14 protein-coding genes are annotated in these 14420 nt (G+C 44.1%); 10 read left to right on the top strand and 4 right to left on the bottom strand.

Annotated elements, in window-relative coordinates; genetic code table 11:
- Positions 1 to 325 precede the first annotated feature (325 nt).
- The 6 genes from FE296_RS21730 (at position 326) to FE296_RS21705 (ending at position 7064) form a co-directional block, all read left to right on the top strand.
- Positions 326 to 1363 (top strand): siderophore ABC transporter substrate-binding protein, encoded by a 1038-nt coding sequence (locus tag FE296_RS21730; protein ID WP_124117330.1) that lies wholly within the window; start codon positions 326 to 328, stop codon positions 1361 to 1363.
- A gap of 31 nt (positions 1364 to 1394) precedes the next feature.
- Positions 1395 to 2405 (top strand): ABC transporter permease, encoded by a 1011-nt coding sequence (locus tag FE296_RS21725; protein ID WP_411860598.1) that lies wholly within the window; start codon positions 1395 to 1397, stop codon positions 2403 to 2405.
- Complete coding sequence (locus FE296_RS21720; RefSeq protein ID WP_150366280.1) at positions 2402 to 3466, top strand: iron chelate uptake ABC transporter family permease subunit; 1065 nt, start codon at positions 2402 to 2404, stop codon at positions 3464 to 3466. The genes FE296_RS21725 and FE296_RS21720 overlap by 4 nt, the downstream gene beginning before the upstream one ends.
- Positions 3463 to 4215 (top strand): iron ABC transporter ATP-binding protein, encoded by a 753-nt coding sequence (locus tag FE296_RS21715; RefSeq protein WP_150366279.1) that lies wholly within the window; start codon positions 3463 to 3465, stop codon positions 4213 to 4215. Before FE296_RS21720 ends, FE296_RS21715 begins: the two co-directional genes overlap by 4 nt.
- A gap of 259 nt (positions 4216 to 4474) precedes the next feature.
- On the top strand, positions 4475 to 5653 hold the full coding sequence (locus FE296_RS21710; protein ID WP_150366278.1) for an alanyl-tRNA editing protein: 1179 nt from the start codon (positions 4475 to 4477) through the stop codon (positions 5651 to 5653).
- A gap of 106 nt (positions 5654 to 5759) precedes the next feature.
- Positions 5760 to 7064, top strand: coding sequence for a DUF1963 domain-containing protein (locus tag FE296_RS21705; RefSeq protein ID WP_150366277.1), 1305 nt, complete (start codon positions 5760 to 5762; stop codon positions 7062 to 7064).
- A gap of 155 nt (positions 7065 to 7219) precedes the next feature.
- Here the strand turns inward: FE296_RS21705 and FE296_RS21700 are convergent, their stop codons facing one another.
- Positions 7220 to 7567, bottom strand: a complete 348-nt coding sequence (locus tag FE296_RS21700) for a DUF1801 domain-containing protein (protein ID WP_124117325.1) — start codon at positions 7565 to 7567, stop codon at positions 7220 to 7222.
- Positions 7564 to 8139, bottom strand: a complete 576-nt coding sequence (locus FE296_RS21695) for a GNAT family N-acetyltransferase (protein WP_190945426.1) — start codon at positions 8137 to 8139, stop codon at positions 7564 to 7566. The genes FE296_RS21700 and FE296_RS21695 overlap by 4 nt, the downstream gene beginning before the upstream one ends.
- A 181-nt stretch (positions 8140 to 8320) precedes the next feature.
- Between FE296_RS21695 and FE296_RS21690 the strand changes: the two genes are divergently transcribed.
- The 3 genes from FE296_RS21690 (at position 8321) to FE296_RS21685 (ending at position 10566) form a co-directional block, all read left to right on the top strand.
- The gene (locus FE296_RS21690; protein WP_150366276.1) at positions 8321 to 8776 is read left to right on the top strand and encodes a GNAT family N-acetyltransferase; all 456 of its coding nucleotides are present in this window, start codon (positions 8321 to 8323) and stop codon (positions 8774 to 8776) included.
- A gap of 170 nt (positions 8777 to 8946) precedes the next feature.
- The gene (locus FE296_RS33830; protein ID WP_263364255.1) at positions 8947 to 9075 is read left to right on the top strand and encodes a hypothetical protein; all 129 of its coding nucleotides are present in this window, start codon (positions 8947 to 8949) and stop codon (positions 9073 to 9075) included.
- Positions 9076 to 9213: 138 nt separating this feature from the next.
- Positions 9214 to 10566 carry an amino acid permease gene (locus FE296_RS21685; RefSeq protein WP_124117323.1) on the top strand — a complete coding sequence of 451 codons (1353 nt, stop codon included), beginning with the start codon at positions 9214 to 9216 and terminating at the stop codon, positions 10564 to 10566.
- A 103-nt stretch (positions 10567 to 10669) separates the two neighbouring features.
- Here the strand turns inward: FE296_RS21685 and FE296_RS21680 are convergent, their stop codons facing one another.
- Together FE296_RS21680 and FE296_RS21675 are read right to left on the bottom strand one after the other, a co-directional pair.
- Positions 10670 to 11644 (bottom strand): alpha/beta hydrolase, encoded by a 975-nt coding sequence (locus tag FE296_RS21680; protein WP_124117322.1) that lies wholly within the window; start codon positions 11642 to 11644, stop codon positions 10670 to 10672.
- Positions 11641 to 12270: a TetR/AcrR family transcriptional regulator gene (locus FE296_RS21675; protein WP_124117321.1), complete on the bottom strand. Its 630-nt coding sequence runs from the start codon at positions 12268 to 12270 to the stop codon at positions 11641 to 11643. The genes FE296_RS21680 and FE296_RS21675 overlap by 4 nt, the downstream gene beginning before the upstream one ends.
- Before the next feature lie 370 nt (positions 12271 to 12640).
- On the opposite strand from FE296_RS21675, the gene FE296_RS21670 reads away from it, so the two are divergent.
- Entirely contained in the window at positions 12641 to 14395 is a 1755-nt protein-coding gene (locus FE296_RS21670; protein ID WP_150366275.1) for a methyl-accepting chemotaxis protein, read from the top strand.
- The last annotated feature ends 25 nt before the right edge of the window (positions 14396 to 14420 follow it).

The raw sequence follows: 14420 nt of genomic DNA, 5'->3' as shown, positions 1-14420 counted from the left end.
TCAAATGGATGCGTATTGTTCCATGTACATCATTATTAAACATCGTTTTATGCATATAAATACATACAATAGAATATTTGGTTCATCATTTCGCCATGAATTAAAACAAATAGGTTGTTGAAAATGCCTGCTAACTTGCTATAATATAACCTATTGATATTGATAATCACTATCATTTATTGTTTTTGTCACTCATCACTACAGTGAAAAGGGGTTAAAATGATTCTCTAAATTACGCTTGAGGAGGTAAATGATACTGAGTTTATTCAACACAATAGATTGTGTGGGAATCCAAATTTTCTAAAACTAGGGGGATATCAATTAAATGAGAAAGTCTATTTCTTCAAAATTAATGTTTATCATGGTTGCAGCTTTAACTGTGGTGTTGGCAGCTTGTTCAAGTAATGAACCTGCTACGACGGATACTGCGAATACAGAGGCTGCAACTTCCGATGCTGCTACTACAGCTACAGCAACAACAGTTGAAATTACAGATGCCCATGGAACGGTAACTGTGCCTGTAAATCCAACGAAGGTCGTTGCTCTGGATAACAGAACATTTGAGACGCTGTCCACTTGGGGCGTCAAACTGGAAGCGGCGCCGAAGGATGTAATGCCTGCGGATTCACCATATGTGGCGGATGAATCGGTACAAAATATTGGGAATCATCGCGAACCAAATCTTGAACTGTTGGCATCTATTCAGCCTGACCTTGTCATTGTTGGTCAACGATTTGCTGGCTACTATGAAGACATCAAAAAATTGGTGCCTAATGCAGCAGTGATTGATCTTAATATTGAGCTTGAAGAAACGGCATCGCCTGGAGAGAACTTTGTTAATGGCCTTAAAGATGCAACAACCAATTTGGGGAAAATTTTCGAGAAGCAAGAAGAAGCTAGCCAACTGATTGCTGATTTTGATAAAGCTATTGAAGAAGCCAAGGCCGCTTATAACGGAGAAGATAAGATTATGAGTGTTGTCGTTTCTGGTGGAAACATTGGTTTCTCGGCTCCTCTTACTGGACGTGTATGGGGACCATTGTATGATATTTTCGGCTGGGTTCCGGCTCTAGAAGTGGACAAATCTTCTTCTGATCATCAAGGTGATGATATTTCTGTTGAAGCGATCGCCCAAAGCAATCCGGATTGGATTTTCGTACTGGATCGGGATGCAGCTGTATCTGCTGAAGAAGGTGCCGTTCCAGCTCAGGACGTTATTGATAACTCACCTGCTCTGAAAAACACCACTGCTATTACTCAAAAGCAAATCGTTTATGCTCCAAACGATACGTACACCAATGAATCCATCGAAACTTTCCTGGAGTTGATTAACAACCTTACGAAAGCTTTAGCTAAACAGTAAAAAGGAGTATGCTGCAGTGCAGAAAAATTTAATACCAAAAATAGCTGGGGTTGAGAATTCTCAACCCCAGCGTCATAATCCCAAAAAGCTATGCACCATACCTTTTATCATTGCGATTATAGCCACTATAATTTTAGGCATTACATCACTGCTTATTGGAGTCTATGACATACGAGGACAAGCAGATGGAATGGAGATGTTCTTCATTACTCGTGTCCCAAGAACTGTTGCATTAATGCTTACCGGTGCCGCCATGGCAATGGCAGGACTGGTCATGCAGCTTATTACACAGAATCGCTTGGTAGAACCTACGACAACGGGAACAATGGAATGGTCAGGTCTGGGGATCATGTTTATTTATTTGGTCTTTCCTGCCCCGAGTTTAACGCTAAGAATGACTGGCGCAATCATTTTTTCTTTTATAGGAACGATGATTTTTTTTATGTTTCTGAAGAAAGTTAAACTCCGTTCCTCTCTGGTTGTCCCCATTATTGGAATGATGCTCGGAGCAGTCATTTCTGCATTTTCAACTTTTGTGGGGCTTGTGTTCCAAATGACTCAAAATATTGAAAGCTGGTTTGCGGGCTCCTTTTCATCTGTGCAAATTGGCAGGTATGAATATTTATGGCTTATTGTATTGGTGACTATTCTTATTTTTGTTTTTGCTGATCGGCTAACATTAGCCGGACTAGGGGAGGATGTCGCTACCAGTCTTGGCGTAAATTATGACAGGATCATTCTTTTGGGTACTGCGCTTATTTCACTAGCCGTTGGAATCGTTGCAGCTGTCATAGGGAACTTGCCTTTTCTAGGGTTAATTGTCCCGAATATTGTTTCCATGTTTAGGGGTGACGATCTCAGGAGTAATCTGCCTTGGGTGTGCTTATTAGGGATGGGCAGCATCATTGTGTGTGATATCCTGTCTCGTGTCATTATCATGCCGTTTGAAATACCTGTCTCGATGATCCTTGGAACAGTGGGAGCCGTCGTATTCATTGTCATTTTGTTAAGACAAAGGCGGTCAACAAGGAGGATAAGATGAGCGACTTAGCAAGTAGAAATCCACTAAATATCGAAATCGATTCTAGCCGTCGTCCTAAAAAAAGATCAGCTAGAGCCTTCCGTACCAAGAAAGAAGAAAAGCGTTATTGGATTTTGCTGATAACATTGATTGTTCTGGGCGTTTTTGCATCGGTTGGACTACTGGTTTATAACAATCCCGTCCCGGTGTCCTCACCTTCTTTTATACCAGTTGTTACAAGAAGGGTAGTTGCTGTGGTTTCCATGCTAATCGCTGCAATTTGCCAAAGTTTATCCACGGTTGCTTTTCAATCGATTACGAATAACAGAATTATAACTCCGTCCCTTTTAGGGTTTGATGCAATTTATTCAACCATCCATACAAGTACTATATTTTTCCTTGGTGCGACTGTATTTGTGAATTTTAGCGGTGTTGATTCCTTTTTATATCAGGTTGCTGCAATGGTCATCATGTGTCTAATCCTATATGGATGGCTGCTTTCCGGAAAATACGGCAATTTACAACTTTTGCTTCTGGTCGGTATTATCATTGGGACCGGGCTGAGATCCGTATCTTCATTTATGAGAAGACTTCTTGCACCGTCCGAGTTTGATATTTTGCAGGCAAGAATGTTTGCTTCCGTGAATAATGCGGATTCTGCCTATTTCCCGATTGCGATTCCTATCGTCATCATTGCAGCGATCCTGCTGCTTGCGAATGCCAAGAGGTTAAATGTATTGTCGCTGGGTAAGGATGTCGCGACTTCCTTGGGAACTAAACACCAAAGTGGTGTGATTTATACGCTGGTTCTGGTTTCCATTTTGATGGCCATTTCGACGGCTTTGGTTGGACCACTTACATTCTATGGATTTTTAGTAGCGATTTTGAGTTATCAGGCTGCGCAAACCTATGATCACAGATATGTTTTCCCAATGGCTCTTGCGATAGGTTTTGTGATCTTAACCGGTGCATACTTTATTATGAATCATGTGTTCAATGCTCAAGGTGTTGTCTCCATCATTATAGAATTGGTTGGCGGACTAACATTTTTAATTGTGATTTTAAGGAAGGGTTCTTTATGATACAGATCAATAATGTCAAAAAGTCCTATGCAGCCGAGGTAGAGATCGGCCCTTTGAATATTCATATACCCAAAGCCGGTCTTACTTCTTTAATCGGACCAAACGGTGCCGGGAAGTCGACGACACTGCTGATGATCGGAAGACTTTTGGATTTGGACGAAGGTCAGATTAAGGTTGCCAATATGGATGTTTCCACATCTAAATCAAAGGACCTGGCCAAGATTGTAACGGTTTTACGACAAGAGAATCATTTTGTTACAAGGCTTACCGTTAGACAACTTGCCGGGTTCGGAAGGTTTCCATATTCCAAGGGAAGATTAACGGATAAGGATGAAGCTATTATTTCTAAATATATTGATTTTTTAGACTTAACTGATCTGGAAAATAGATATTTGGATGAGCTTTCTGGTGGTCAAAGGCAAAGAGCTTATGTCGCAATGGTTTTGTGTCAGGAGACGGAATATGTACTTTTGGACGAGCCTCTGAATAATCTGGATGTTGCCCGTTCTGTGCGGATGATGGAACATTTGAGATATGCTGCTAATGAATTCGGAAGAACCATTCTGACGGTTATGCATGATATCAATTTTGCAGCCAAATACTCGGATCGAATATGTGCGATGAAAGACGGTCAAATCGCCGCTTTTGGAACCGTAAAAAAAGTGATGGACCCCGAAATTTTAACAGATATTTTTGAAACGAAAATTGAAATTATTGATGGCCCATATGGACCGATAGCGATCTATTAGCTACAAGATTGAATAAAAACTTGGTTATTAAACGGTTTTCAGAAAGTAGAGTGTTTAATCACTCTACTTTTTTTGATTAATGCCGAGCATCTCACCTGCAAACGTTTCTTTCTTGATCAAAAGGGTATTTTCGCTCACACAGCGATTTTATGGGTATGGAAAGCGATTTTGTATGCCATAAATTGGCTTGACGGTTCCAGATAGTGTAATCTGGAGATTATGAATACCCATTTGAACGAGAAGGGATCGGGATGATTCAATGACGCAAAAAATCTATTATGACTCTGCTTATACAAGAGAGTGGCATACAACGGTTACAGGCAGAGTGGACAAGGAAGATGGTATATATGTCACACTGGCGGAGACTGCTTTTTACCCGCATGGGGGCGGACAACCTTGTGATCTGGGACAAATTGGCGGCATCGCTGTTCTGGATGTGAACATTGAAGATGGCAAGGTGTGGCATAAGCTGGAGCGCGCCCCTGAACAAACTGAAGTACATTGTGAGATTGACTGGGAGAGAAGATTCGATCATATGCAGCAGCATACCGGTCAGCATTTGTTATCGGCAATCATGCTAAAGCTGACAGAAGCGATGACGCTCAGTTTCCATCTCGGTACGGAGTATGACACGATTGATGTGGCTGTGCCTGAACTGGGAGCGAATCAATTGACCGCCATTGAACAAGAAGTGAATCGCCAGATCTATCGTAACGCTCGCATCAACACGTCCTGGGTTACAGCAGAAGAGGCTGCACAATTGCCGTTGGTGAAGCAGCCTACGGTGACGGAGGACATTCGCATCGTCGAGATCGAGGGTGTGGAGTATAACGCCTGCGGCGGAACGCATGTGTCGGCGACAGGTGAGATCGGCATCATCAAACTGTTGAAAACCGAAAAAGTGAAAGGCGGCACTCGCATTTATTTCAAATGTGGAACAAGGGCGCTGAATGAATTCACATCCACACAACATGTGCTCAATAACATTACGGTTAAATTAAAGACCAGCAAGGACGAATTACTGGAGCGTATTGAGAAAATGGAACTGGAGCAAAAGCAGCTGCAAACCGAGCTGAATGCAGTGAAAACAACCAATGATGCCTATTATGCGGAGGAACTTCTGGCTGCTCGCGAAGGGCTGGTGATTGCGCAGGTCTTTGAAGACAAATCGCTCAAGGATATGCAGAGCCTGGCCACCAAGCTGACGGCAGACCATGAAGGCCTTGTACTCTTTGCCAGTATCTTAGAGGCCAAAGTTGTTCTGGCACAGAACGGACAGCCGCCTGAATGGGCTTGTGGACCTTTCTTCAAAGGTAATCTTGGAGCCTACCAGGGTAAAGGTGGAGGCAGTGAAAAAATGGCTCAGGCAGGCTTTGCCAGCAGTGAAGACGCGCTAGCCTTTTACGAATTCACCAAGGATCAGCTGGGACATCACTGATTCGCATTTTCCTTTATGAGACATGCAGGTATTGAAATATAAGTAGGGGACAAGCACGTCACATTGTGGCGTGTTTTCCATTGCCAATAGTTAAGGAGGTTGGAACATGACAGAACGAATGCCGTGTATACGTGAAGGGTGTCCAAATACCATTTTGCCAGCAACGGCTGCCAGAACAAGTGGATATTGCATGCCTTGCAAGCAAGAGATGGAGCGCGAGGAGCGCCAGAGGTACATTGAAGCGAATCGACGTGATGTGAACTTGTATGCAGATATCACAGACCCGGTCGAAGTTTTGAAAATCATGCATGAACCTCAGGTACGCGATCCTCTAATTCGTTATGTACCCTATGAGCAATCCGAGGAACAGGTATATCTTTCCCTGTCTGTAGAGCAACAAGATCAGATGAAGGATTATGCGATGCAACGGATTCATGCAGGTGAAGAAGATATCGGCAAAGACATCCTGATATACCTCGTTTGCTACCATGATATATCGTTGAGCGCCGAAATCCCTGAGCTGCTCGAACAGGAGATCTATTATCCTGCGATTTTGTATAAGAGTGCTCCGGTAGAAGTGCGAGATCGACTCTTGCAGCAGGTGAACACCGATGATGAGAATCGGAACCACATATTGCTCATGCTGGCCCATATCGGGGACGATGTTGTCGTGCAGCAGTTCCGGCAATGGAGACAGTCTCCGCCATCTTGGGCGAGTGAATTGTACGTGGCGCCAGAGCATTATACCACTGAAGCTGGTTGGGAGCTTACAAAAGTCGGGCAGCGCAGGGAATTATTCATCACCCCAAGTTATTCACTCTATAAAGTAAAAGAGAGTGAAGCAACTAACGTGGCAATAACCAGCGATTCGCTCTCGATGCTAACTCCGAGCATCAATTGCTGCCCATGGTGTGGTGGTACGTTAACGACCTTAATTAATCTGGATGTTAAGCATCCGGCACTGCGGGACGTGTCTTGGCATGCCGAGCGACTTCAGATCCAGACTTGCGTGATATGCAGCAGTTATGGTGTAGTTTACATGGAGCTCGACGCATCAGGGGAACCGTTATGGAGTTCACATAATGTCATGCCTGCGGGAATGGACGAGATTGACCTGAACGACTATGGTAAACTTGCACCGGATGTTGGTCAGCAGTTTCGGATTGCGAATGCATCGCGTCATGCATTCCATGCCAGTGAGTGGGCGATGGAGCCATCGTTATCTCAGGTCGGCGGCCATCCAGGATGGGTTCAGGATGCAGAGTATCCAACATGTCCAAGCTGTTCCGCGAGAATGAAGGCTGTCGCACAACTGGATTGGGGCGAGGTTGAGGAATACGGTGAGGGTATGTATTACATGTTCATATGTGAGCCGTGTCAGATGACCGCCGTATCGTACCAGCAATCTTGATGGTGGAAGCAATTATAAGCCATTAACTTATCTATAATATTACAGGGCTGTTTAGGTTGTAATGACAGACAGTAGCATACAGACTATGACATAAAGAGGCATCCCGTAAGTTCTTGAACTTCAGGGGATGCCTTTTTAATGTACGTCAGATTTTCCTACAATTCCGCAGATGCCTGCTTCAGCAGTCCAGCCAGCCACTCATAATCCGGTGTATCTTTTTCCTTGAGTTTGATCGTTTTGCGTTCTTCCGGGCCTTCAAATATCCCATCGGGTAGATCAAGTCCGGTTGCATGAAAGATGGTGAAGGAAACGGCTTGTTTGGATGGAGAGATGACCGCAGCGTACTTTCCATTTTTCAAAAAATGAGGTTTCTTGTATTGCACACGTTCCTGCACGTCAGGGATGGTGTCATGCACTAACTGGCGCAATTGTTCAGCAACCTGTACTTGCCAGGGGATCTGAATCTGTTCAATAAACGCAGTAACTTCTACATTCTTGGTCATGCATGTTCACCCTCCGTATGGATCTGATTGTGTATTTCCCACTCTGGTCTTAGGATTCCCATCATTAAGCGGTCGTAACGTTTACCATCACGATATACAGCTGAACGTGCCCGTCCTTCCAACTGAAAACCAGCCTTCTCATAGGAACGAATCGCTTTGGCGTTGTAGGCGATGACATCGAGACCAACCCGGTCCAGATTCATCTCGTGGAACGCATATCGTAAAATAAGATTCAACGCTTCCGTGCCATATCCCTTGTTGCGATGTTTGGCAAGTCCGATGCCAATGGCAAGCTGTCCGCAGCGGTTATTCCATTCAATGCTGTGGATAACGACAAAACCAATCAGCATATCCTCTTCATGCGTGCGCAATCTGAAGTACACTTCCTTGTTCTTTGTTTCGCCCTCATCTTCCAACTGTTTCTCTGAATAGGGAATGGCCAGATCAGTATCCACATTTCGAAGGTACTCCGGGTCTTCATTCCATTGCAGCATGGTCTCCACGTCTTCAGGACGTGGGGGTGTCATCTTTAATCGTTTGCTATAAAACAGGTTGTCCGTAGTGAGTGTCATAGGGTTCTCCTTTTGGCATCTGATAGCCTCATCATACTGGAAATTATAGGTGGATCACAATAGAACATTTCAGTGCATGTAAGTATGATCTTGTCATGAAACCTAACACGGTAGTAAGATGAAATCATCGATATACATTTAGTGATAGAACCAATAATAATGTCGGCGGGAGTGGTACGTTTTGGAGATCAAAGTGGATGATTTGAGTGGAGTACAAGTTAAGGCATTGATCGCGGAGCACTTGCAAGGGATGGCAGCGGATTCGCCTCCGGAGAGTATTCATGCGTTGAATCTGGATGGGCTTAAGAAACCTGAAATTACATTCTGGTGTGCGTGGGAAGGGGAAGACTTGCTCGGCTGCGGGGCTATCAAAGAACTTAATCCGGAACATGCCGAATTGAAATCGATGCGTACGGCTTCGGCCCACTTGAGAAAAGGCGTAGCAAGAAAAATTTTGGCCCACATTATGGATGTTGCTGTAGAACGGGGTTATAAGCGAGTCAGTCTGGAGACGGGTTCAATGGATTCATTTATCCCGGCACGGAAGTTGTACGAAGACTTCGGATTCGAATATTGCGAACCATTCGCGGATTATACATTGGACCCGAACAGCGCATTTATGACGAAAACAATCTAAATGGGATTCGCATGAGAAACCAGCATTCTGTTTTTTACAGGGTGCTGTTTTTTTTATTTACTTTGCAACATATCGTACATCTTAAAATTTGGAAAAAGAGTAGAATAAACTCAATAATACAGTATTAAAGCAACTTGGCCTTGTGACGAAGAATAAGGAGGGAGTTGTACATGATTTACTGGTGGTTTGATCATATGAATCCGCTGTTTGCTGTCTTGGTGTTATGTCCCATCATTGCTGTAGTGCTCAGCTGGATTGTACACAGATTGCTCCGTGCCATTGTGGGGTATAAAACATAGGTTATGTCCACATATGTTTGGGATGAATTGGCCATAAGGAACTTCTGGGCTGATTGATGGACAATAGGGTATACTGGACATTATGTCTATGAAACAAGACAGCATTACAGACGTTTTTTACATCAGGAGGACTTTGAATTGGCTCAGACAGAAGGAACACTACAGAAGAAGCTTAAACCAAGACACATCAGTTTTATGGCTATGGGTGGTGTCATTGGTACAGGGATTTTCAAAGGCAGCGCAGAGACGATCGGACTCGCAGGTCCGGGCGTTATTGTCACGTACATTTTTGCTGGATTATTGCTGCTGGTTGTTATGGCCGCGATGGCGGAGATGGCTACGGTGTACAAGAACAAAAATATGAAAGACTTCGTGCAGGAGGCATTTGGTAGCCGAGTCTCCTTTGTTATGGGATGGATGTACTGTTTTCTGTGGTTATCGGTATGTGTCATTGAGGTGATTGCTGCCGGGAGCTTTTTGCAGTATTGGTTCAGTGAAGTACCGCTGTGGATACTGAGTCTGGCTTGTGCGGCGTTCATTATACTCGTTAATCTGTTAAGTGTAGGTGTGTTCGGGGAATTTGAGTTTTGGCTGGCCGGAATCAAAATTGCCATGATCATTATTTTTATCTTCCTGGGTGCAGGTTTGATATTTGGCATTATCCCAAGTGATAACACTCCATATCTGCAAAATTATACGCAAGCAGGCGGGTTCTTCCCGAACGGATGGTCATCGATCTTCTCGGCACTGCTTGTGGTCATGTTCTCTTATGGGGGATCGGAGCTGATTGGTCTGACCCTGACCGAGACGGAAAATGCAGAAAAAGTGATGCCCAAAATCGTGGGCAATTTCATGCTCAGAATTATTCTGTTCTTCACCTTGCCAATTCTCATCATCTGTGGTCTGATCCCATGGAATGAGATTGGGCCGGAGAGCAGTCCGTTTGTACAGGTGCTCGCCTCCACGGGACTGCCGGGAGCAGCACACATAATGAACTTCATTTTGGTGACGGCAGTTCTGTCTGCTGCAAATTCAGGGATCTATGGTGCATCCCGGATGATGCACTCCATGGCAGTGGGCGGGGAAGCTCCGAAGGCATTGTCAAAGACGAATCGCAACGGTAGCCCTGTTAACACACTTCTGGTGTGCTCAGTAGTTTTGCTCGGAGGTTCCTTGCTTGGTCTGTTCGCGCAGGATCAACTGTTCCGTGTATTGCTCGCAGTTCCGGGGTTTGTCGTGATCCTTGTGTGGATCTGTATTGCCTCATCCCAGTTGAAACTGAGGAAGAAATATCCGGTTCAACCGACCTTCAAAGTTTGGGGATTCCCTTATATAACCGGAGTCGTGGTACTATGTCTCAGTGTGATTGCGGTGATGTTTGTGTTTGATGAAGGTAATCGGTTCAGCATTAGCATCTGTCTTGCCGTACTTGCGGTGCTGATCATCTGGTCCCTGATTCGATTCAGAAAGATGAATGGACGGACAGTTTAGTATTTGTAATATATAAATGTGCGATAATACGAAACAAAGAACATCCCGGCGGTGGTATTCGAGCCGGGATGTTCTTTGTGTTAATAGTCTTTTGGTATTCAATTTATTGTCCTACATACTTATCCATAAAGTGATCTACTCTTTGGAAATAATCAGTCGGATAATGATTAATCGCATCAATGTGCTCCGTATTTTGAGGATACCATACTTCTGCATTGGGATTATTTTTCAAGGACTCATAGATCTTTTCTGTATTTTTATAACTTATTTGCTGATCCCCAGTACCGTGAATGAGCATAACGGGCTTGTCTTGCATCTTTTTAACCGCGTCCATAGGTGATACGGAATCGAGATCAACGTTAAAGACCCAATCCGCCATCCATGTCGATGTATAACTGAAAGGGAATGCAGGTAAACCTGAGAAGAATGGCAGGCCCTCTCTCAGAAATAAACCGGCATTACGAAATGGACTATCTGCAATTACAGCCTGGATATCATCACTTTCACTTGTGGCCAGTAGAGAAGTAGCAGCCCCCATAGAGAAGCCGATAACTCCAATATGGTCTCCCGCATGATCTCTGGATTTTAGATAGTCTACAGCCCCAAGTAAATCGTATTTCTCATGTAGACCCAGCGTAATCAAATCCCCATCGGACTTACCCTGTGAGCTGAGATCAAAGGCCAGTACGTTATACCCCTTTGGAACGAAATGCTCTACCAACTTGGGAGTACGACCTTTGACTAAACGATTACTCGTATACCCATGCACAACAATAATTGTTTTGTTACTTGCTGTGCCTGAAGATATACTCGCTGGGAAGAAAGTTCCTCGAATCGTATTATCATTTTTCATACTCTTGAATTCGACTTCTTCGTAAGGTGTTTTCTCCATATTCAACTCGTAGCTGACATTGGTATCTCGTGGATGGTGTAATAACGTGTCTACTACTTTGTAGGATACAAAGAATACAAGAGCCACAAGAAGCGCAAGTGCAATCCCGAGGCCCCATAACAGTTTCTTGCGTTTCTTCATGCGACCTTTAAATGTCAGAACGGGTGGTAAAGATGGTTGACTCATTCAGATTCCTCCAGTGTTTCATCATGTTGTATTGGTGCAAACAGATAAAAGGCATGTCCCTTCAGATTCTCCCACTCAGGATGATGCAGAATGTCTTCCCCGAGAGTCAAGGCTACTCCATTCAAAAAAGAGATATAGCTCCGAGAGATCATTGCTGGAGAGAAACTTTTGTTGAACTCCCCCATGGATTGCCCCTTTGTATAGACAGCTTCAATCGTATCGGTCATTATTTTTATGCTTTCAAGGACCTTCTGTGTAAGTTCGGGGAATCTGGTTCGTTGCCCCAACACAGATTGAACGAGTCGCAACTCATTCGTGTAGAAGTAAATATGACTGAATTGTTCTTCTACCATGTTTTTAATCAGCGTACCTGGTGTTCCTTTTTGTTGTAGAGAAGCAAGTGATTTCTTCTGAATATCATCAAGCGGTTCAAGTACTGCGGCATGGAACAGAGCTTCTTTGCTTGGGAAGTATTGAAAGATGGTTCCGGAAGTTACTCCTGCAGTTTTTGCAATAATAGCCGTTGTGGTATTGGAATATCCGCTTTCGGCAAACAGGATCACGGCTTCTTTTAGGATTCGTTTACGCCGCTCGAGTCTCTTTTCCTCATTAACCGGTCTGGCCAAATGAATTCTCCTCTCATCATTACAATTAATTAATTAACTGATCAATTAATTAATAATATATCTGAATTAATTCCTTATGGCAATAGTAAGTTGTCCATTCATTTGCTGAAAGGATTTTAACTAGAAGTGGTTACAAGACAAATGTATATATTGCAGGTTCTGTTGGGAAAAAAACTAAAATTATGCCTAGATGTAGTTTCTGCTAACCAATCTATCACAGCCATGATAGCGTTTTTATATTAATCCAATATTTTCTTGCCTAATTCGACATATTCGTTTACTATTTTCCCATACTTAGTGCTTCAAGCATGCGTTTTTTGGGTAGCGCCTAGTCAAAAAGGCTTGGGTTCACGGGAGAGGAAGAGAGCGGATGATCGGTTTTTTTAGAAAACGTTTGGTTGTACGCATCGTTGCAGTCGTTACACTGGCCATGACGATTATAGCTGTTGGCAGCATGCTGTTACAGGTGGCCAATATGAAACTGGCTGCGCAGGAGGCCATTTCGAGTTACAATATCCAAATTGCTCAGAGTTATGTGAATCAGCTGGATACAGCATCTTATACCGAGTTTGCCAAGGATCCCAAAGAGAATGACGCGTTCTTGAAGATTCGTGATGAACTGGATGATTTTCGCGTAAGTATCGGTGCAATGTATGTGTACTTCGTCAAAATAGATGACAAAGGTACCCCGCTTATTATGGTGGACGGTATGAAGGATGCGGATAAAGCCTCACCGATTAATGAAGTAACGGATATCCCTCAGAAGGCTGTGCAGAAGCTATTGCTGGGGCAACCAGCCAGTTCTTCAATCATTAACAATGAGGAGTATGGCAACTATATTTCCTCTTACGCTCCGATGCTCGATAATAATGGCGCTGTAACAGGTGTAATTGGTATCGATACGGCGGTATCGGTTATCGGAAGCATTGAATCGGATATTATGAAATCGAGTATTCCCTTTTATGCCTTATTGCTACTAATTACCCTTATAGGTATTGCCGTTGTCATGTGGTTTATCGTAAGGGGACTGCGACCACTTCAACCGCTGAAGGCGAGTGTGGAAAAAATGGCGCAGGGTGAGCTTGCAGAAGCCAACCAAATTTTGACGTCGTATCGTTTGAAAAGCAAAGATGAGATTGGAACCACATATCAAGCGATGATACATATGTCCGGCAACTTGAATAAGATCGTCAGTAACATGGTTGAAGGCGTGGCAGTAACCACCAATATTTTATCAGACTCAACCAAACAATTTAATCGCAGTACCGAAGAGATGCTTGAGATGAGCAAGACGGTTGATCAGTCAGTCGAACAGATTAGACAAGGGGCGCATACGCAGAAGCAGGGTGCGAGCGATAGTGCGAATGCGATGGAGGAGATTGCAAAAGGCATAACGGACATTTCCGAATCCTCCATGATTGTATCGGATGCGGCAACAAGTGCGCTTGCTACAGCAGAGTCTGGTAAACAGAGCATGACAATGATGAAAACACAGATGGAGAGCATCTCACATGTCTCAGGTGAAGTTGTAGCGATGGTTCAGGTGCTGAACAACTATTCCCAGGAGATTGGTGGTGCCCTGCACACGGTTCGTGATTTTGCGAGTCAGACGAAGCTGCTTGCGCTTAATGCATCCATTGAGGCAGCTCATGCAGGAGAACATGGCAAAGGCTTTGCGGTTGTGGCGGATGAAGTTCGCAAGCTTGCTGAGGCCTCCAGCACATCTATGGAACGGATCTCCGACTTGCTGCTTCGCATTCAACAAGAATCACAGCAGATTGGATCACAGATGGGGGTTACCGCACAGGAGATTGGACAAGGTGTTACGATTACCGTAGAAGCGGAGCAAGCTTTCGCCCATGTGGTTGATGCGTTCCAACTGGTGACTCGTCGCATTCAAGAAGTCTCCGCTGCGGCAGAGGAAATCTCGGCAGGATCGGAAGAGGCGGCAGCCTCCGTCAATACGATCTCGCAGATCTCAGCCGGAGTGTCGGATCATTCGGATGAAATCTATCGTTTGATGCGTGAACAGTCGGCTATGTTCAACAGGGTGGCGCAGACTTCCACCATGCTGGAGCAGCAGACCAACGAGATGAGCGAAGCTGTGCGAAAAGTGAAAGTATAGTTTGAGTAAGATGTAGTAATAGTAA

This window comes from Paenibacillus sp. UASWS1643 (assembly GCF_008693195.1).
Classification (GTDB): domain Bacteria; phylum Bacillota; class Bacilli; order Paenibacillales; family Paenibacillaceae; genus Paenibacillus; species Paenibacillus amylolyticus_B.
This window is presented reverse-complemented; position numbering and strand designations above follow the sequence as displayed.